Source organism: Superficieibacter electus (assembly GCF_002915575.1).
Lineage (GTDB): Bacteria > Pseudomonadota > Gammaproteobacteria > Enterobacterales > Enterobacteriaceae > Superficieibacter > Superficieibacter electus.
Genome location: NZ_PQGD01000011.1, coordinates 129,227 through 148,064, shown reverse-complemented (window position 1 = coordinate 148,064; position 18,838 = coordinate 129,227). Strand labels below are relative to the sequence as shown.

At 52.4% G+C, this 18,838-nt stretch carries 15 protein-coding genes and 1 pseudogene; 9 read left to right on the top strand and 7 right to left on the bottom strand.

Annotated elements, in window-relative coordinates:
• Together CHU32_RS15050 and CHU32_RS15045 are read right to left on the bottom strand one after the other, a co-directional pair.
• The gene (locus CHU32_RS15050) at positions 1 to 1,374 is read right to left on the bottom strand and encodes a phosphohexomutase domain-containing protein (protein WP_103677018.1); all 1,374 of its coding nucleotides are present in this window, start codon (positions 1,372 to 1,374) and stop codon (positions 1 to 3) included.
• A gap of 27 nt (positions 1,375 to 1,401) precedes the next feature.
• Positions 1,402 to 2,436 (bottom strand): LacI family DNA-binding transcriptional regulator, encoded by a 1,035-nt coding sequence (locus CHU32_RS15045; protein ID WP_103677017.1) that lies wholly within the window; start codon positions 2,434 to 2,436, stop codon positions 1,402 to 1,404.
• A 193-nt stretch (positions 2,437 to 2,629) separates the two neighbouring features.
• On the opposite strand from CHU32_RS15045, the gene CHU32_RS15040 reads away from it, so the two are divergent.
• The 6 genes from CHU32_RS15040 to CHU32_RS15015 are packed head-to-tail and all read left to right on the top strand — an operon-like array spanning position 2,630 to position 9,171.
• A complete protein-coding gene (locus CHU32_RS15040; RefSeq protein ID WP_103677016.1) occupies positions 2,630 to 3,919 on the top strand; it encodes an ABC transporter substrate-binding protein in 1,290 nt (429 codons plus the stop codon).
• 9 nt (positions 3,920 to 3,928) lie between these two features.
• Positions 3,929 to 4,795 (top strand): carbohydrate ABC transporter permease, encoded by an 867-nt coding sequence (locus tag CHU32_RS15035; RefSeq protein WP_103677015.1) that lies wholly within the window; start codon positions 3,929 to 3,931, stop codon positions 4,793 to 4,795.
• Positions 4,796 to 5,623 carry a carbohydrate ABC transporter permease gene (locus tag CHU32_RS15030; RefSeq protein WP_103677014.1) on the top strand — a complete coding sequence of 276 codons (828 nt, stop codon included), beginning with the start codon at positions 4,796 to 4,798 and terminating at the stop codon, positions 5,621 to 5,623.
• A 10-nt stretch (positions 5,624 to 5,633) separates the two neighbouring features.
• Positions 5,634 to 7,217, top strand: a complete 1,584-nt coding sequence (locus CHU32_RS15025) for an alpha-glucosidase (protein ID WP_103750878.1) — start codon at positions 5,634 to 5,636, stop codon at positions 7,215 to 7,217.
• A complete protein-coding gene (locus tag CHU32_RS15020) occupies positions 7,201 to 8,259 on the top strand; it encodes a glycoside hydrolase family 130 protein (protein ID WP_103677012.1) in 1,059 nt (352 codons plus the stop codon). The genes CHU32_RS15025 and CHU32_RS15020 overlap by 17 nt, the downstream gene beginning before the upstream one ends.
• Entirely contained in the window at positions 8,260 to 9,171 is a 912-nt protein-coding gene (locus CHU32_RS15015) for a DUF1861 family protein (RefSeq protein ID WP_103677011.1), read from the top strand.
• 236 nt (positions 9,172 to 9,407) lie between these two features.
• Here the strand turns inward: CHU32_RS15015 and ygjG are convergent, their stop codons facing one another.
• Positions 9,408 to 10,799: a putrescine aminotransferase gene (gene ygjG, locus CHU32_RS15010; RefSeq protein WP_176691676.1), complete on the bottom strand. Its 1,392-nt coding sequence runs from the start codon at positions 10,797 to 10,799 to the stop codon at positions 9,408 to 9,410.
• A gap of 420 nt (positions 10,800 to 11,219) precedes the next feature.
• Here ygjG and CHU32_RS15005 point away from each other — a divergent pair.
• Positions 11,220 to 12,740 (top strand): annotated as a pseudogene (locus tag CHU32_RS15005) (methyl-accepting chemotaxis protein).
• On the opposite strand, the gene CHU32_RS15000 reads toward CHU32_RS15005, so the two are convergent.
• Positions 12,737 to 13,258, bottom strand: coding sequence for a PadR family transcriptional regulator (locus CHU32_RS15000; RefSeq protein ID WP_103677009.1), 522 nt, complete (start codon positions 13,256 to 13,258; stop codon positions 12,737 to 12,739). The pseudogene CHU32_RS15005 and the gene CHU32_RS15000 sit on opposite strands and share 4 nt — an antisense overlap.
• A gap of 216 nt (positions 13,259 to 13,474) precedes the next feature.
• On the opposite strand from CHU32_RS15000, the gene CHU32_RS14995 reads away from it, so the two are divergent.
• Entirely contained in the window at positions 13,475 to 14,257 is a 783-nt protein-coding gene (locus CHU32_RS14995; RefSeq protein ID WP_103677008.1) for a siderophore-interacting protein, read from the top strand.
• Between the two features lie 11 nt (positions 14,258 to 14,268).
• Here the strand turns inward: CHU32_RS14995 and CHU32_RS14990 are convergent, their stop codons facing one another.
• From CHU32_RS14990 to CHU32_RS14980, 3 genes are all read right to left on the bottom strand, one after another.
• Positions 14,269 to 15,024: an IclR family transcriptional regulator gene (locus tag CHU32_RS14990; RefSeq protein ID WP_103677007.1), complete on the bottom strand. Its 756-nt coding sequence runs from the start codon at positions 15,022 to 15,024 to the stop codon at positions 14,269 to 14,271.
• Positions 15,025 to 15,165: 141 nt separating this feature from the next.
• Complete coding sequence (locus tag CHU32_RS14985) at positions 15,166 to 16,053, bottom strand: HoxN/HupN/NixA family nickel/cobalt transporter (protein ID WP_103677006.1); 888 nt, start codon at positions 16,051 to 16,053, stop codon at positions 15,166 to 15,168.
• 256 nt (positions 16,054 to 16,309) lie between these two features.
• Complete coding sequence (locus CHU32_RS14980; RefSeq protein WP_103677005.1) at positions 16,310 to 17,218, bottom strand: dihydrodipicolinate synthase family protein; 909 nt, start codon at positions 17,216 to 17,218, stop codon at positions 16,310 to 16,312.
• 342 nt (positions 17,219 to 17,560) lie between these two features.
• Between CHU32_RS14980 and CHU32_RS14975 the strand changes: the two genes are divergently transcribed.
• A complete protein-coding gene (locus tag CHU32_RS14975) occupies positions 17,561 to 18,661 on the top strand; it encodes a glycerol dehydrogenase (protein WP_103677004.1) in 1,101 nt (366 codons plus the stop codon).
• Positions 18,662 to 18,838 lie beyond the last annotated feature (177 nt).

Below are 18,838 nucleotides of genomic sequence, written 5' to 3'. Positions count from 1 at the left end.
TTATTGCTGGCTCAGGGTAATAAGTTGCTTTAACTCTTCGGTTTTTTTCGCAAGCAGCGCGGTATTACCGCGAGTTTCGACATTGAGTCTTAACAGCGGTTCGGTATTGGAGGCGCGTAGGTTAAAGCGCCAGTCGGCAAAATCCAGGCTTAACCCGTCAATATCGCTGCGCGTTGCTTCTGTACAGGCATAATGCGCGGCGATGTTTGTCAGTGCCGCGTCTGGCGAGGCGACCTCAAGGTTAATTTCGCCGGAAACGGGGTAGCGTGCCTGCGCCTCCTGAACGTAGTGGGAGAGCGGCTGGCGTCCCTGGCCGAGAATATTGAGCATCAGCATCAGCGGGATCATGCCGCTGTCACAGTAGCCAAAGTCGCGGAAATAGTGGTGGCCGCTCATCTCGCCGCCGTAAATCGCATTCTCTTCTCGCATCCGCGCCTTGATAAAGGCGTGGCCGGTTTTACTGATCACCGCGCGGCCGCCATGCCGGGCGACGGTCTCAAGCGTATTCCAGGTCAAGCGCGGGTCGAGAAGAATGGTGCTGCAGGGGGCCTGCTGTAAAAAATTGCCGGCAAACATCCCCACCAGATAATAACTTTCGATAAATTCGCCGTGTTCATCAAAGAAAAAACAGCGGTCGAAATCGCCGTCCCACGCCACGCCAAGATCGGCGTGATGCGCGAGTACCGCCTCGCAGGTTGCGCGACGATTTTCTTCCAGCATCGGATTAGGCACCCCTGCCGGGAAGTGGCCGTCCGGGCGATGGTGAATGCGGATAAAGTCGATTTCAATACCCTGGACACGCAGGGCGGTATCAATAGCGTCGAGCGCCGGACCCGCAGTACCGTGGCCAGCATTGACAACGATGCGCAGTGGACGTTGTGGTTTATGCGGCAAATATTGCAGCAGATGCGCGACCCAGGCAGGGCGATTATCAAAGCGAATAACACTGCCCCGGCGATCGCCCTGCGGCCACTGATTGCTTTCGGCAAGCCGCTTAATTTCCAGCAAACCGTTATCGTTACTGATGGGGCGAGCATCCTTACGCACCAGCTTCATGCCGTTATACTGTGCGGGATTGTGGCTGGCCGTCACCTGAATACCGCCATCTGCCTTCAGTTCCCGGGTGGCGAAGTAGATTTCCTCGGTACCGGTCTGTCCGAGGTCAATAACGTCAGCGCCGCTCAGGGCCAGCCCTTCCGCCAGCGAGGCTTTAAGTTCATCGGAACTGAGACGCACGTCGGCCCCAATCACTACCCGATGAGGCTGTAGCCAGCTCCCGTAAGCGCGTCCGATACGAAAAGCGATTTCCGGTGTGAGAGTCACGCCGATTTCGCCACGAATGTCATAGGCTTTAAAACAGTTCAGTTCATCCATAATCTGCTCTTTCTTAAGGGGATTAACTCAGGCCGACTCCCGAATAATCAGCTGGTGCTCCAGCGCATAATGGGTAATTGGCCCGTTTTGTAACAAAAGTTCTACTGCAATTTCGCCTTTTTGGGCTGCATCCTGTGAGATGGTGGTGAGCGTCGGCCCGCCGGTATCAATGGCTAAGTTATCGAAACCAGTAATCGCCACCTGCTGTGGGACGGCTATCTTATGTTGCTGACAATGCTGAATCGCGCCCAGCGCAAAGCGGTCAGAAAGGCAAATCAGCGCAGTGATGCTTGGATGTGCTGCAAGCAGGGCCTCAGCGGCTTGTGCGCCATGCGCTTCATCGTGACGGGTTTCGTACAGCCAGCAGGTTGCAGGATCTATATCATGATCAATAAAGGTGTCCCGACAGGCGTTAACACGCGTAACCATCACCAGGTTGTCACCGGTCACCGGCTGGCTTAATTCACGCATTCCGCACGAGTTTTTACTGGCCGAGAAAGCGATAATGCCAAACTGACGATGACCTTTACCAATCAGGTAACGGGAGATTTCCGCCATTGCGCCGGCGTTATCAATCGAGACGCTGCTGTATTGCGGCAGACGAAAATCCAGCGTCACGACCGGGAGCTGGCGCGCCAGCGTCTGTTGGATAATCGCCTCATTATTGTGCGTTGCGTTAAGAATGTAGCCATCCACCAGAGTGGTGATAGGAGCGATTTCTGCCTTCTGGCGCTTACGCAGCGGGATTAGCACCAGGTTCTTATCCAGCTTCTCGCACTGGGTCGCAATACCGCGCATCAGGCTAATATCGTGCGCATCAATAAACACATAGCTCATTGAGTCATTAAAAATGATGCCGATGGTGTCTGACTTACCGGTGCGAAGCGCCCGGGCGAGTTTATCTGGTCCTTTAAAGCCCACTTCTTCAGCGTATCGAAAGATACGTTCGCGCAGAACGCTCGAAAGCTTATCCGGGTTAGTCCAGGCATTCGAGACGGTGGTATGTGAAACCCCCAGCGCCTGTGCCAGTGACTTTGTTGTAATTTTATCTTTATTTTTCATTTTATTAACGTTATATGCTGATAATCACTGTTATTGGTTTATCTGAAATCCTGATTGCTAAGTTTAACGTTAAACAAAAAGCAAAATGTGACGTGTTTAACGTTAAACATAAAAAACTGGTGTTAGTTTACTCCACGTTCTAACAAGTAGGATGAAGCAGGACACCTCTTACCAAGAGTCAGGGAGATTAATTGTGAAAGTTGCAACAGTAGCGAAATGGACGGCTTCGGCACTTCTCAGTCTATGCATCGTAGGTTGCGGGCCGGATGAAAAACCCGCCGCCAGCGAAGGCGCGAAAACTCCGATTAAAATGTGGGTTGCGCCTAACGAAAATGAAGAGGCTTTCTGGAACACCATGGTGAAAGAGTGGAACCAGGACCCGTCTCATACCCCCGTCGAATTTACTGCCATTCCGGCAGCAAGCAGTTCTGAAGAAGCCATCATGAACGCCCTGGCTTCCGGAACCGAACCCGATCTTTCCAGCAATATCTTTATCGGCTTCGCCAGTCAACTGGCAGAAGTGGGCCAACTGGAAGACTTGTCCAAAATGCCAGGCTATGACGAGCTGGTGAAAAATCGTCATATGGAATCGCTTCTGCCGGCATGGCAGCTGGAAGGCCAGCAAAATGTGTTACCGCTGTATGTGAACCCTATCGTCTGGTGGTGGCGCGGCGATCTGCTGCAACAGTACGGCGTAGATCATGTTCCGACTACCTATGATGAGTTGTATTCATTGGCAGAAAAACGCACGGCGGACAACAAGGGCTATGTGATCCAGATGACCGCCGGCAAGAACTGGTGGGAACGTTGGTTTGACCTGATCCCGCTGTACTACGCGCAAAGTGGCGGTAAGAGTTACATGGCCGACAACAAAGCGCAGTTTAACGATGATGCGGGCATTGCGGTTCTGAATTTCATGGGCAAAGTGTTTAACAACAACTGGAGCAGCTACGACTTTACCGCCGCAGACGATCCGTTGGCGACAGGTCAGGTACTGGCCTCCGCGCGTGGTCCATGGGATATCGCCCGCTATCGCAAACAGTATCCGGAAATCTTAAAGAGCATCAAAATCGGTCCGATGCTGACGCAGCAGGGTACCGCGCATCCGCATACTTTCGGCGACAGTAAAGGGCTTGTCATCTTCAGCACCAGTAAACATAAAACTGAAGCCTGGGCTTTCATCCAGTGGGTTTACGGTAAGGCCGAACACGACCTCGCCTGGCTGGAAACCACCGGTATGCCGCCTGCACGCTCTGATCTGATGACTAACCCCATCTTTGTCGATTACTTTGCTAAAAACCCGCTGGAAAAAGAGATCGCTTCTTACGTGGATGTGGCATTGCCGCCGGTTGCGACAACCCAGACTACGGAAATTCAGCGCAGCATGACGCAAATGCTTGAACAGGTGATCTTTAAACATACGGATGCCAAAGAAGCGCTAAACCAGTCTGCAACGGAAATTGACGGCCTGCTGAACAAATAAGAGGGATCTATGGCAGGATATGATTCACGTACCGGAGGCCTTTTGGCCTCCTCATGGATAGGGTACTCGCTGTTATTCTGGTTCTACCCGCTGGCCTGGCTGGTAGTATTGAGCGTGACGCAGTGGCAGTTTATCGGTACACCCAAATTTACCGGCTTACAAAATATTATCGGCGTGATGCATGATACGTTGTTCTGGAAATCAATGCTCAACGTGGCGCGTTTCCTGCTTTATTATTTGCCGATTGTCTTTATTGCCTCGCTGCTATTTGCGGCCGGATTGAAACGGATTAAATATGGTAAAAGCTTTATTGCACTGAGTTTCTTACTGGCCAATATTTCTTCCGGGGTGGCGTACTCGATCGTCTTCTCGAAGTTATTCAGCGAATTTGGTCCGGTAAACCATTTTTTACAACAGTGGCTCGGCGTATCAGTGCCATGGTTTACTAACCCGGATTGCGCGATGCTCTCTATCGCGCTGATCGTCACCTGGAAATTCGTGGGGTATTACGGGTTGATCCTCTATTCCGGGATGCAGGCAATTCCGAACGATATTTACAGTGCGGCGCTGCTGGATAAAACCGGACGTTTTAAACAGGGCTGGGCGATTACCCTGCCGATGATGAACGCGCAGATCGTGATGGTAATGGTACTGGCGATCACCGTGGCGTTCAGCATCTTTACCGAGCCTTATCTCATTACCGGCGGCGGTCCGCTGGACAGTACTACCAGCCCGATGGTGGTGATGTATGAGATGGCCTTCCAGAAAATGAAGCCTACCTGGGCGGCAACGATGTCCATCATTGTGGCGGCGTGCAGCTTCCTTATTATCTGGTTGTTCAGAAAACTGTTTGAAAAAAATATAGAGATCGTGTGAATGAAAAAACTCACGCCGCTAAGTCTGATCGTCCATGCCGCCATGCTTTTACTGGCGTTGACCTGGCTTTATCCGTTTATCTGGATGGTGATTGCCTCGTTAAAACCGACGGCGGAGATTTACACCACCGCGCTGTTTTCCGGGCACTGGTCGTTCGATAACTATACGTTCCTGTTCGATAACAGTAATCGTGCGGATAAACCCTTTTTGCGCACCTTATTTAACTCGTTATTTGTCTCACTCACTATTACCGCCTGCGTGACCGTCACGTCAATGCTGGTGGGCTATGCGGTGGCGAAAACGGAATTTCGCGGCAGGCATGCGTTTAAAAACTTACTCATCGTGCAAATGGTATTCCCGGCATTTATGTTCATTATTCCGCAATTCGTTCTGATGCGCGAACTGGGGTTAATTAACAGCTACAGCGCGATGATCCTGCCTTATGCGATGAGCGCCTGGGGAATATTTATGGTGTCGCAAAGCTTTAAAGGCACGCCCAATGATTATCTCTATGCCGCCCGTCTCGATCACGCCAGCCTGTGGGGGATTCTGCGCCACGTCATGATGCCGCTGAATAAGGCCATTCTGGCGATTGTGGCGTTGTTTACCTTTTCCAGCTCGTGGGACAACTTCCTCTGGCCGCTGATTGTCATGCGCGAGGCGGACAAAATGCCGTTCTCCGTATTGCTGGCCACCTTCAGTAAATCCTACGGTATTTATCTGGGGCCGGTGCTGGCGGGAGCGGTGGTGCAGATGCTGCCGATTATTATCCTGTTTATCCTGTTCCGGAAATATTTCCTGCAGGGTATGTCGCTGTCGCTGAAATAAGGAGATTCGCGTGAACGCTATTCCGTGGTGGCAGCAAAGCGTCTGTTACCAGATTTACCTGCCGTCGTTTTGCGACGGCAACAAGGACGGCCTGGGCGATTTTCCGGGTCTGCTGACAAAGCTGGATTACCTGGCCGCACTGGGCGTTGGGGCTATCTGGATCACCCCGTTTTACCCGTCGCCGCTGGTCGATAACGGCTACGATATCAGCGACTATTGCGCCGTGGACCCGCGCTTCGGTGAGATGGACGATTTCCGGCGGGTGGTGGCAGGCTGTCACGCGCGCGGCATTCGGGTAATCATCGACCTGGTGGTGAATCACGTTTCTTCTGAACATCCGTGGTTTAAAGACGCGTGGAATAACCCCGCCAGCCGCTATCGTGATTACTTTATTTTTACCGACCAGCCGAATAACTGGCAGTCATTCTTTTCCGGCAGCGCATGGACGGCGGAGCCGGATACCGGGCAGTACTACTACCACAAATTCGCGCCGCAGCAGGTGGATCTCAATTGGGCGAACCCGCAGGTTGAAAAGGAAATTCGCCAGGTGGTCGATTTCTGGATTGCGCAGGGGGTCGACGGTTTCCGCTTTGACGTTATTAACTTCCTGACCACCGACGGTATCCTCGCGGATAACCCGCAGGAGAACGGCGAGCAGCGCCACGACCACGACATTAACCAGCCGGGGATTGTCGATGCGCTACGGCGGTTATGCCGCTATGTGCGCCAGCGCGGCGATTTCTTTCTGATTGGCGAGATTGGCAGTGAAGATCTTAATGTGCTGCGCCGCTATCAGGGGCTGGATCTGATGGACGTGGTGTTTAACTTTAATCTCGGCAGCCAGAAAACCTTCGATGCTGCGCGGTTGTTTACCGAACTGGAAGCGATGCAACAGCAACAGCCTGGCCTGCCAACGCTGTTTTTCTCCAGCCATGATATGTCGAGAATGATAAGCCGCTTTGGCGAAGGCGAGCGCGATGTCGCCCGCGCCCGCGCGGTGCTCGCGCTTCAGCTAACCGCCTGCGGTGTACCCTTTATTTTTCAGGGGGAGGAGCTGGGGCTGACCGATTATCGTGCCCGGTCGGTAGAACAAATTTTTGATATTCAGGGCCGCACCCATTATCAGACCGCGCTTGATGCCGGGATGTCGGCAGACGAGGCGCTGGCCGTCGCGCTTGAACGCTCACGCGACGGGTCGCGCGCGCCGCTGCCGTGGGACGACGGCACCTATGCCGGGTTCTCAGACGCAGCCCCGTGGATGCCGATCGACGCCCGCTCGCAGGCGCTCAACGCGACGGCACAGCAGCAGGATGCCGGGTCGCTGTGGCAGGCGTATCACAAACTTATCGCCCTGCGTAACACTACCGATGCGCTACGTTACGGGCGTTATAGCACGCTGAAATTAACCCATTCCTGCATCTGGTTCTCGCGCGAGACGGCGGATGAGCAGGTATGGGTTGCCATTAATTTTGGCGAACCCATTCTTAATCCATGGCACGACATTAAGGCTGACGTTCTCAGCGGTGACGATGCTGCATGGATTACCAAAAATCAGTTTTTAATTAAAAGGAGTCGTCATGGAAAGGCACAGTAAAAATCCTCTGATCGTTCCGGCAGATGTGGTTCCTTCACAGCCATATTTGAAAGTGGAATGCGCGTTTAATACCGGCGTGACGGAATACAACGGTGAAATTATCCTGCTGCTGCGCGTGGCTGAAAGCGTGGTAAACGACGATCCACAGCAGATCGTGGTTCCGTTGCTGGAGAAGGGGGCGCAGGGGTGGACGGTCACGACGCGCGCCTTCGATCGCCGTGACGATCGCTATGACTTCAGCGATCCGCGCGTTATCGTGCTGAAAAGCGATCCGGCGCAAGTCTGGCTGACCTCTATGTCGCACCTGCGGCTGGCACGTAGTCGCGATGGCGTTAACTTCCGCATCGACACGCAACCGTTCATCACCGCAGATACACAGTACGAAGAGTTTGGCTGCGAGGATGCACGTATCACTCATATTGATGACCTGTGGTACATCAACTATTCAGCGGTCTCTTCACTGGGTATTTCTACCGCGCTGGCAGTCACCCGTGATTTTGTTACGGTGGAGAAAAAGGGCCTGATCCTGTGCCCTGATAACCGCGATGTCTGCTTCTTCCCGGAGAAAGTGGGCGGCAAATATCAGGCGCTGACGCGCCCGGCCCCGTGCCACTTCGGGCATCCGGAGATCTGGATCTGTGAATCACCGGATATGCTGCACTGGGGTAACCATCGCCATTTGCTCGGACGCTCCGGCGACGCGTGGGACTGCCGTAAATCCGGCGGCGGTGCGCCGGTGATCAAAACCGATCGCGGCTGGCTGGAGATTTATCACGGTGTGGATGCCGATCAGCGCTACTGTCTCGGTGCGCTGCTGATGGATCTCAACGATCCGACGGTAATACTGGCGAAGTCGCCGGTGCCACTGCTGGAGCCGACCGCACCGTATGAGCGCGAAGGTTTCTTTGGCAACGTGGTGTTCACCTGTGGTGCGCTGGTGCGTGACGAGGTGCTGCACGTCTGGTACGGCGCGGCGGATGAGAAAGTGGCGCTGGCGACCATGCCGCTTGACGCGCTGTGGCAACATCTGGGGCTGGCATAAATGCGTGCGCCAGTGGAAGCGTTGTATCGCGACTATCTGGCGCGACGTCAGCCTTCGGCGCGGGGAAAACTACGCTTTCAGGGCGTGGAAGGGTTTGATGTGTATAACCCGACCGCGCCGTTTCGCGACGGCGAACGCTGGCTTATCGCCGCGCGGGTAGAACAGCGCGACAGCGAGCGTTCACAGGTGCGCTTTTTTCACTGGCAGGGCGGCGATGAGGCGCGTTTGCTGCCGGATGCACCGGTATTTCCCCTTCAGGACCCGTTTGTCTGCCGGATAGATGGCCAGTTAATGCTGGGCGGCGTAGAGGTGGAATTTGCTGCTGATGGCAACGTATTACGCTGGCGCACGCAGTTCTGGTGGGGACCGTCGCTTTACCGGCTACGCATGTTAAGCGTTGGCCCATGGGGAATGAAAGACATTCGTCTGGTGCAACTGGCGGACAGGCGAATTCTGATCTTTACCCGTCCCCAGGGGCAGCCCGGCGGACGCGGAACGATTGGCTGGACCATCATTGACCGCCTGAGCGAGTTGAACGCGCAGCGGTTGTCCCGCGCCACGCTGCTGGAGCAGGTTAATGAAAGCGACTGGTGTGGTGCCAATGAAGCGCACCTGCTGGCAGACGGACGCGTGGGCGTGCTGGCGCACGTGGCGCGCTTTGATGCGCAGCAGCAGCGGCACTATTATGCGGCATCGTTTATTTTTGATCCGTGCAATGGGGGGAGCACCCCTATAAACATCATCACCTGCCGGGATGATTTTTTACCCGGGGCCAGCAAGCGTGAAGACCTGTGTGACGTGGTTTTTTCCGGCGGCCTGTATGGCTTACCTGGTGAAGACGTGCGTTTATTCTGCGGCACCAGCGATTGTGAAGTGCAGTGGCGAAGCATTCGCGATCCGTTCAGCGCCTGATGGGCCGTCAGACGCGGCCTGCCGGGTGGCGGCTTCGCCTTACCCAGCCTACGGACGGCAGAAGCTGAGGTCGGGTTCGGGAATATAACAAAGCCGCGGGCCGTTACGGGCCTGAAGATATCGTGGTGGCGTGAGTTTTGCGCAGCCATTTGTAGATCCGGTAAGGCGAAGCCGCCACCGGGCATGGCCCTCAGTCTGCAGAAATTGTCCCCCGTCAAAAACGACGGGGAACAAACTTACTGCTCCGCTTCCGGTTCCTGCTGTGTGGTTTGCAGGGCTTCCAGCGCGTTACCTGCGGCTTTCAGCACCATTTCACACTGTTCGATGGTCAGCGTTAACGGCGGTTCAATACGAATGGTTTTCGAGTTGTTCAGCGTGCCGGCCACCAGAATGTGCTGGCGGAACATTTGGCTGGCAAAACTATATCCCGTTTCCCCGTCGATAAACTCAATCGCCATCAACATCCCTTTACCACGTGCATCCTGAATCAACGCCGGATACTGGCGGGCGAGGAGTTTAAAACCGTCCAGCAGCATATCGCCTTTCTGTTCAGCCTGCGCGGGAAGATTCTCCTCCAGCAGAACGTTAATGGTCGCCAGCGCGGCGGCGCATGCCAGTGGATTGCCGCCAAACGTGGTGGTGTGCAGGAAAGGATTATCAAACAGCACCGAAAAAACCTCTTCGGTGGCAATGGTCGCGCCAATCGGCATCACGCCGCCGCCCAACGCTTTTGCCAGACATAAAATATCTGGTTGCACGTTCTCATGCTCACAGGCAAACATTTTGCCGGTGCGTCCCATTCCGGTCTGCACTTCATCCAGAATCAGCAGCGCGCCAAATTCATCGCACAGTTTACGTACCGCAGGTAAATACCCTGGCGGCGGCAGAATAACGCCACCTTCACCCTGGATGGGCTCAAGGATCACCGCCGCCACGTCATCGCCGGTTTTCTGGCATTCGCTCAGCATCAGACGCATGGCGTCAATATCGCCGAAAGGGACGTGACGAAAGCCTGGTAGTAGCGGCATGAAAGGTTTGCGGAAGGTGGATTTCGCGGTGGCCGACAATGCCCCCAGGGATTTGCCATGGAATGCGCCGCTGGAAGCAATAAAGGTAAATTTGCCGCGCGGTGACTGGTACGCTTTGGCGAGCTTCAGCGCGGCTTCCACTGACTCCGTGCCGCTATTGCTAAAAAAGCTGTATTTCAGTTTGCCCGGCGCAAGTGCTGCCAGCGTTTTTGCCAGCATGGCTCGCAGAGGATCGAGCAGTTCCTGACTATGAAGGGGTTGTTTAGCGAGCTGATTCTGTACGGCGGATACAACGACCGGATTACGATGCCCCACGTTAAAAATGCCAAACCCACCCAGGCAATCCACAAACTCCTGACCCTGGGTGTCGACAAGCGTATTTAAACTTCCTGCTTGCCACTCTACGGCTGCGTAATCCCCGCCTGCGGTAACAGATTTTCGGTACTCTAAAAAACCTGGATTTACATGCTCTTTGAAGTAATCAATCACCTCTCGGTTAAGTGCTTTCATTTCCTCATGATCAAGCGTTCGCTTCTCAATGAGATTCAATGCGTGCGCGGTACAGGCTAACGCCGATGCGCTGGAAGGTAGTCTGTTCAAAATAGGCTCCAGGGGCGCGCGTATCACATGATACTGCACTAAGTATTGCAGGGATTGCGCCACTTCGACGAGGTTCGCTGAAATCAGGATAAACACCAGGTAAAAACAGAATTGGGCAATATTTAATCATGTTGAATATCCGCAGACGAAGGGAATGGCTGAACCAGTAAGCAGAGATGGCAAGCGAATCAGACGGTTGCGCTATTTCAGGGCGTGTTGTGCACCACGAATGAGCACGGCGGAGAACTATTTCGGGATGAAAATATTAAAAATCAATAAATTAAATAATCCTGTAAATAATAAGGTTTAATCGCAAATTGCGATCTAAATCAAATTTAACAACTAAAGATAAAGAAATTATCGCCGACATAACAATACATCAAAAAATTAACATCCAAATAACGTGCAAAGGATGCAGCTATGTCTAACGCTTCTATTGTTACCCAACGTGAGCATTTACTGGACGACAATACGACCCTTATGTCCACGACCGACCTGCGCAGTATTATCACCCATGCTAATGATACGTTTGTGCAGGTAAGTGGGTTTTCACTTTCGGAGTTAACGGGGCAACCGCACAATCTGGTTCGCCACCCTGATATGCCCAAAGCCGCGTTTGCCGATATGTGGTTTACCCTCAAGCAGGGAGAGCCCTAGACTGGTATCGTCAAAAACCGCTGCAAAAACGGTGACCATTATTGGGTTCGGGCGAATGTGGCACCGATGGTGCGCGAAGGTAAAATTACCGGCTACATGTCGATTCGTACCAAAGCTCAGGCTGATGAAGTGGCGGCCGTCACGCCGTTGTATCAGGCGTTACAGGCCGGTCGCTGCCATAAGCGCATCTATAAGGGCAGGGTGATTAGTAAAGGTATAAGAGGGCGGCTGAATTCCCTGCCGCTACGCTGGCGCGCACGCGGCGTGATGATGTTTCTTTTTCTTGCCCTCGCTGGGGCGTTGAGTGCGGGCGCTGCGCCTTTATGGTCTCTCTTTTATACCGCTTTACTGGTTATGTTGGGTAGCGCCTGCGTTGAATGGCAGATTATTCGGCCAGTGGAAAAGGTCGCGCGCGAAGCCCTCAGCGTGGCAACCGGTGAAAAGAGTTACGTTGAGCCGTTTCATCGTAGCGATGAACTGGGACTAACCCTGCGTGCCGTCGGGCAACTGGGCCTGATGAGCCGCTGGTTGATGAACGATGTCGCAGGTCAGGTGGCCAGCGTGCGTGACGGCAGCGACACGATGGCGAAGGGCAATGAAGATTTGAATGAACGTACCCGTCAAACGGTAGTTAACGTCCAGCAGACCGTAGCAACCATGAGCCAGATGGCGGTGTCGGTGCAGAATAACTCCGCGACGGCGGCGGCGGCCGATAAACTTTCCAGTGCGGCCAGCAGTGCGGCGACTCATGGCGGTAAGGCAATGGAAACGGTGGTTAAAACGATGGATGAAATTGCCAGTAGCACCCAGCGTATTGGCTCCATTACCACGCTTATCAATGACATCGCTTTCCAGACCAATATTCTTGCGCTTAACGCGGCTGTAGAAGCTGCACGCGCGGGGGAACAGGGGAAAGGATTTGCGGTGGTGGCGGGGGAAGTCCGTCATCTCGCCAGCCGCAGTGCCAGTGCCGCAAATGATATCCGTAAGCTTATTGATGCCAGTGCCAGCAAAGTGCAGTCAGGCTCCGAGCAGGTACACGCTGCGGGGCAAACCATGGAAGATATCGTATTACAGGTGCAAAACGTCACCCGACTGATTGGCGAAATCAGTAGCTCAACTTCCGAACAGGCCACGGGGTTGGCCGAGCTGACCCGTGCCGTAGCAGAGCTGGATGCCATCACCCAGAAAAATGCCGGGCTGGTAGAAGAAAGCGCGGCCATTTCAGCGATGGTGAAATACCGGGCCAGCCGCCTGGAAGATGCAGTCACCGTGCTGCATTAATCAAGCTGGGAGATCTCAAACGCCGCGCGGTCGATGATACCGATAATTTTTTTAAGCTGCGCGGCGTTGGTTTCTTCACGATTCACTTTTAAATCCAGCACCGCCTTCAGGTTGTCGATGGCACGCTTCATCTGCGGGTTTTTGCGTAATTCGTAGCCGACGCAGCGCATTCTGATGCGTTCATGAATCTGTGCCAGTTGTTCCCGATTCCGCTCCAGCCACTGCTGGCCCATCATGGTAATGGCGATTTTTTTACGTCCGCCATCTTCGTCGGTAATAGTAATTAACTGCTGTTCCTGTAAAAGCTCAAGCGTTGGGTAAATTACCCCTGGACTTGGGATGTAGTTGCCCTGCGTCAGATTTTCGATCTCTTTAATGATCTCATAGCCATGGCTGGAATTGCGGCGCAATCTGTCGAGGATCACCAGCCGAAGCTCACCATGGCCAAAGAAACGCTGACGGCGTCCGCCACTACGCCCGTGAGAATGATGTTCATCGTCCTGTGCAAACCCTGACATAAAAAACTCCTTTGGTATTTGATATATCTAAATTATATCTTAATGCCTGTTACAGGCAAGCGGCATCTCTTATAGCGTAATGATTTTAATGGTTTTTTAAAGGTATTAAGGTCATTACCTTTGTATATCATAAATCGCTTGCTTTTTTGTTAACTAACAATCATTATCATTTGGAAAACGTATTTAGATATATCTTAATTCACAAAAGGCGACACGATGACTGAAAAATCACGCTATCCACAGCGTGTACGTAATGAACTGCGCTTTCGCGAGCTTAGCGTGCTGCGCGTGGAACGTATTGGCGCAGGCTTCCAGCGCGTTGTACTGGGAGGCGAGGCGCTGGAGGGATTTTCCTCACAAGGTTTTGACGACCATACCAAAATTTTCTTTCCCCAGCCGGGAACGCGCCTCATTCCACCCACGGTAACCGATGAAGGCATTGTCTGGGCCGACGGCATACGCCCCGTGGCACGTGACTATACGCCGCTTTACGATGCTGAACGCCATGAACTGGCGCTGGATTTCTTTATCCATGCTGGTGGTGTGGCGAGTACCTGGGCGGTTAACGCTCGCGTGGGAGATACATTGACGATCGGTGGACCACGCGGATCGCTGGTTGTGCCGGAAGATTATGCCTGGCAGCTATATGTTTGCGACGAGTCCGGTATGCCCGCGCTGCGTCGCCGGCTGGAGGGGCTACAGCGTCTGGCACAGCGTCCGCAGGTGCAGGCGATCGTTAGCGTGCATGATGAGGCGTTGAAGGACTATCTGGCTCACCTGAAGGATTTCAACATCACGTGGATTGTCGGTCACGATGAGCAGGCCATTATAGTGCAGCTGGAGCAGCTTACCCTTCCACCTGAAGATTACTTTATCTGGCTGACCGGAGAAGGCGAGGCGGTGAAAAATTTCTCAGCCGTGTTTGACGGGCAGGCGTGTGATCCACAATTGTTACGCTGCGTGGCCTACTGGCATAAAAAAGAAGCCCTGAAGCGCTGACGGTGTAAAGGCTACAGCATCCTGGCGGAGAGATCGCGACAGGCGTTCATGATCAGCTGTGAGATTTCGGCGATCTTCTCTTCAGGAAGCTGAAGCTGTACGCCGCAGGCACTGATTGCGGCGATGACATTATGTTTGTGATCGAAAACTGGCGCAGCGATGCAAAACACGCCCGGACAATCTTCTTCGTTATCATAAGCCCATCCCCGATTTCGAATGCTGGCAAACTCTGCCATCAGAGCACTCTTTTTGGTAATAGTGGTGTCGGTAAAGCGGGGGAGGTCTTCATCAGGCAGCAGAACGTTAATTTTCTCTTCCGGCAACCAGGCACACAGCGCCTTGCCCACGCCTGAACTGTGCAGCGGTAATTTTTTCCCTTCCCAGGTACGAATACCAATCGGATGGTTACTTTCCAGTTTCAGAATATAGATGGGAGAAAGCTCGTCCAGCACGCCTAAATGACAAGTCAGGCCGGTTTGGTTACGCACTCTTTCCAGCACCGGTAGTGCAATATTGCGGATATCAAACTGCTCCAGAGACTTGTTCCCCCACTCATACAATTTAAGCCCAAGATAAAAGCGGCCTTTTTCCTGGCGTAATATATGGTGCACGGTAAGTGCGTTAAGCAAAGAGGACGTGCTGCTTTTAGGGAGAGAAAGGTCCTGCTGGATCTGGCTGAACGTGGCACCCGGTGAAGCAAAAAGATAGTTGCAGATCCTGATGGTCTTATCGAGTGCGGGGACTGAGGTGGTTGAATTTGATAGCATAATTAAGTTCAATAGCCAGCCAGAAGAATGATAAAGATTATACTCTAATTGAGGAGCATAGTTATACTTGCTTTGAGTTCCTTTGCAATACGAATGATGGCCGCCCGCGGACATTTTGCCGCGGGCAGTTAAAACGGAAAGTCAGTTTACTGGCAGGGCGTCGTAGTTTTTCCAGCGGTAGTTAAGGACGGAAACCACCCAGCAGACCACAAATATGGCAATGACCCAGAACCCGGCGTCACCTAAATTATCATTCATGGCGTTAATACATTGCCAAAAATTACCCTGTAAATCGAATTTTTCTACGATGAGACCTAATGCCTCCAGCCCGCCTATAAATAGCGCAATAATAACTGAGGTGCCGGTAATCGTCATATTATAATAGAGTTTTCGCTGTGGCTTATTAAAGGCCCAGCCATAGGCATGAATCATTAATAAATTATCGATGGTATCAATTAATGCCATGCCACTGGTAAACAGCGCCGGGAAGACCAGAATCGCCCAGATTGACATGCCCGTGGAGGCTCCGGTCGCCGAGATTGCCAGCAACCCGACTTCCGTTGCCGTATCAGAACCGAGACCAAATAAAAAGCCGACGAAATACATATGCCAGCATTTATTCACCAGCTTAAAACTGCCGGCCATAATGCGACTCATCAGCCCGCCTGCAGAGAGATTCAATTCAGCTGCATCCGGCGTTTGTCCCTGTTTGACCCGTTGAAAGCTCTGCCAGACGCTGCGCAGGATCATCAGGTTGACGAGTGCCAGCACAATCAGAAAGGTGGCAGAAACCAGGGTACCAATAATGCCGCCATAATCATGTAACCAGCCCATTTGTTGCTGAAAAGCCGTGGCGGTCAGGGCAATGGCGACGGTCGCGAGTATCACAATGCTGGAATGGCCGAGGGAAAACCAGGCTCCCACGCCCGGCGTATATTTTTTCTGCTGCAGCATTTTACGCGTTACGCTATCGATGGCGGCGATATGATCGGCATCCACGGCGTGACGCAGACCGTAGCTCCACGCCAGCGCAGCTTGCCAGGCAGGCGTTTAACGCCACCTGTCCGCCCGCAGAAATACCGTAACCTATGGAAGTCGGTACGGCGATTATCGGTGCGCGAACCAGCTTTGCGATTGGAAGCGGGCAACAACAACATCGTCATTGTCGTTGATTTTAATGACTGGATAAGGTGTGTTCATCGTCATAGTGTCCTTAAATTCCCTGTTTTGTCAGGCTACAGAACATGCTGTAGCCTGACACACGCAGAGCATATTTTCCGCTGGATTACTTGATGATGCCTGCGGAGCGAAGAATGGTTTTCGCTTGCTCTATTTTTTGTGCAGAAAGTTTTTGCGTTGGCGCGATAACGTCAGTGGAGATATCGGTACCAGCGGCTTTGATACACTCTTTGATGACCCCAAAGAACGGCGATTCAATAGCGTAAAGTGAAGACAATTTGGCCAGCGTGCGCTGTTTTTCAAACGCTTCTGCGTAGTTTTTCTCAATAAACGCTTTATAAATGCCGCCAGTAATCTGCGGCGCAATATTAAACGTTGCCGGAATGCCACCATGACCACCAAGGATCAGGGTATCAAGCATATATTCGTCATAGCCGGAGAAAATAATAAAGTCCCGACGGAAAGCATGCACCCGATTAATAATTTCACGGGTATGGCTGATATTATCAATCGTATCCTTAATACCCACAATATTAGGGACATCGCGGGCAAGACGTTCGATAACATCCAGGCCAATATCCTGCCCGGTTAAGGCCGGGAAGTTATAAAGCAGAACTGGCGTTTTCAGGCTTTCTGCAATTTTGCGATAATGGTGATAAATGAACTCGGGATTTAAAACAGCATAATAGGGGTTAACGACCAGAACCGCTGCCGCGCCATGTTTCTCAGCATGCAGACCATACTCAATGGTTTCATCGGTTCCCGGCGCAGCAATGCCAATCATGACGGGCACGCGGCCTGCAACGTGTTCGAGCGCAAATTCAGCAACTTCAAGGCGCATTTGATGCGACATGTGGCTAAATTCACCGCCGCTGCCCAGGATCAGCATGCCATTTGCGCCATCGTTGATGACCTTATCGAGCAGGCGTGCCATGCCTTCGCGGTCAAGCTGGCCCTGGCGGGTGACGATAGTGGGAACGGGGGGGAATATCCCTTTAAATTGATCAAGATTCATGTGTAGACTGTCATCCTTGTGTTCTGTATGTGGAACCATTGTTCTGTTCGGAGAATTATTTACCTAATCAGAATTTGGTGCAATAGATATTTTGCGCTGGAATGTCGTGGTGAGTATTTATGTGATCTGATCGACTGTATATATTAAATGTTAATATTTTACGTGCAATTAACGTGCATAATTAATATAAATAAATTAATTACGAAATATTCTTTTCATGAATAACGTAAAAGTGAATCTTCTATTCTGTTGTTGACGGATTTTAAATATGGGGTAAAGATAGTAGGAAGATAAGAACTCTGGTTCCCTATATGGAACTGTAATTATTTATAAGGAGATTTTATGATTACTACGGCTATTTTCCCCGGACGCTATGTTCAAGGCGCTGGTGCAATCGAACACTCTCTGGCAGATGAAATTCTGCGCCTTGGTAAAAAAGCCCTCGTGCTGCAGGACCCGATTGTTCATCAAAAGCTGGGCGATAAAATCGATGGCGCGCTGAAAGGTAAGCTGGATTATCAGGTTGAAATTTTCAACAGTGAATGCTCAGACGAAGAAATTGAGCGTATTTGCGGCCTGGCAAAAGCCTGTGGCGCGGAAGTTATTGTCGGGATTGGCGGCGGGAAAACGCTGGATACCTCAAAAGCTACCGGCGCAACCTTAAAGCGCCCGATCGTTATCGTGCCGACCCTCGCGTCAACCGATGCGCCATGCAGCTCCCTGGTGGTTATTTATACCCAGCAAGGGCAGTTTAAACGTTATCTGATGATCCCACGCAACCCTGATGTGGTGGTCGTGGACTCTGCCGTTATTGCTCAGGCTCCGGTGCGTTTCCTGCTGTCCGGCATTGGTGATGCGCTGGCGACCTGGTTCGAAGCGGACGATTGCCGTGTAAAACTGGCTGGAAACATGACCGGTCGTCCAGGCCCAATGTCAGCATACGGTCTGGCGCGCATGTGCTTTGATACGCTGCTGAAATATGGTGTCCAGGCGAAAAATGCCTGTGAGCAGCAGAAAGTCACGCCTGCGCTGGAGCACGTTATCGAAGCTAATACGCTGCTTTCTGGGCTTGGCTTTGAAAGCGGCGGTCTGGCTGCTGCGCACGCCATTCATAATGGCCTGACAGTGCTGCCTCAGACTCACCGTTACTGGCACGGCGAGAAAGTCGCATTTGGTACGTTAGCAATGCTGATGCTGACCGATCGCGATCCGGAGTTGATTAGCACCGTTTATGAATTCTGCCTGGAATTGGGCCTGCCAACTACACTGGCGGATATTGGTCTGTCGGATGTCAGCGATGACGATCTGCTGAAAGCCGCCGAGGCTTCCTGCCAGGCTGGCGAAACCATGCATAACGAGCCTTACGAGGTAACGCCGGTCAATGTACTGGCAGCAATGCGTGCGGCAGATGCAGAAGGCCGCCGCCTGAAAGCAAAACGTTAATATGCCCCGCGCCCGGTGGGTTTACACCACCGGGCTTTTTCTTTCCACATCCTGTCCCATTGTTTTCGTCATCTGACGTTCAAAAATCATTTATAGCGGATATATTAAGAATATTTATATTCACTGCATCAATGATCACTATTCTCGCCTCGCGCTTCCCTGTATCTTAATAGCTTC

Excerpts from the sequence above, each read along its gene's own strand:
- CHU32_RS15050 (WP_103677018.1), bottom strand. The coding sequence starts at position 1,374 with ATGGATGAACTGAACTGTTTTAAAGCCTATGACATTCGTGGCGAAATC.
- CHU32_RS15045 (WP_103677017.1), bottom strand. The coding sequence starts at position 2,436 with ATGAAAAATAAAGATAAAATTACAACAAAGTCACTGGCACAGGCGCTG.
- CHU32_RS15035 (WP_103677015.1), top strand. The coding sequence starts at position 3,929 with ATGGCAGGATATGATTCACGTACCGGAGGCCTTTTGGCCTCCTCATGG.
- CHU32_RS15030 (WP_103677014.1), top strand. The coding sequence starts at position 4,796 with ATGAAAAAACTCACGCCGCTAAGTCTGATCGTCCATGCCGCCATGCTT.
- CHU32_RS15020 (WP_103677012.1), top strand. The coding sequence starts at position 7,201 with ATGGAAAGGCACAGTAAAAATCCTCTGATCGTTCCGGCAGATGTGGTT.
- CHU32_RS15015 (WP_103677011.1), top strand. The coding sequence starts at position 8,260 with ATGCGTGCGCCAGTGGAAGCGTTGTATCGCGACTATCTGGCGCGACGT.
- CHU32_RS15000 (WP_103677009.1), bottom strand. The coding sequence starts at position 13,258 with ATGTCAGGGTTTGCACAGGACGATGAACATCATTCTCACGGGCGTAGT.
- CHU32_RS14995 (WP_103677008.1), top strand. The coding sequence starts at position 13,475 with ATGACTGAAAAATCACGCTATCCACAGCGTGTACGTAATGAACTGCGC.
- CHU32_RS14990 (WP_103677007.1), bottom strand. The coding sequence starts at position 15,024 with ATGCTATCAAATTCAACCACCTCAGTCCCCGCACTCGATAAGACCATC.
- CHU32_RS14980 (WP_103677005.1), bottom strand. The coding sequence starts at position 17,218 with ATGAATCTTGATCAATTTAAAGGGATATTCCCCCCCGTTCCCACTATC.
- CHU32_RS14975 (WP_103677004.1), top strand. The coding sequence starts at position 17,561 with ATGATTACTACGGCTATTTTCCCCGGACGCTATGTTCAAGGCGCTGGT.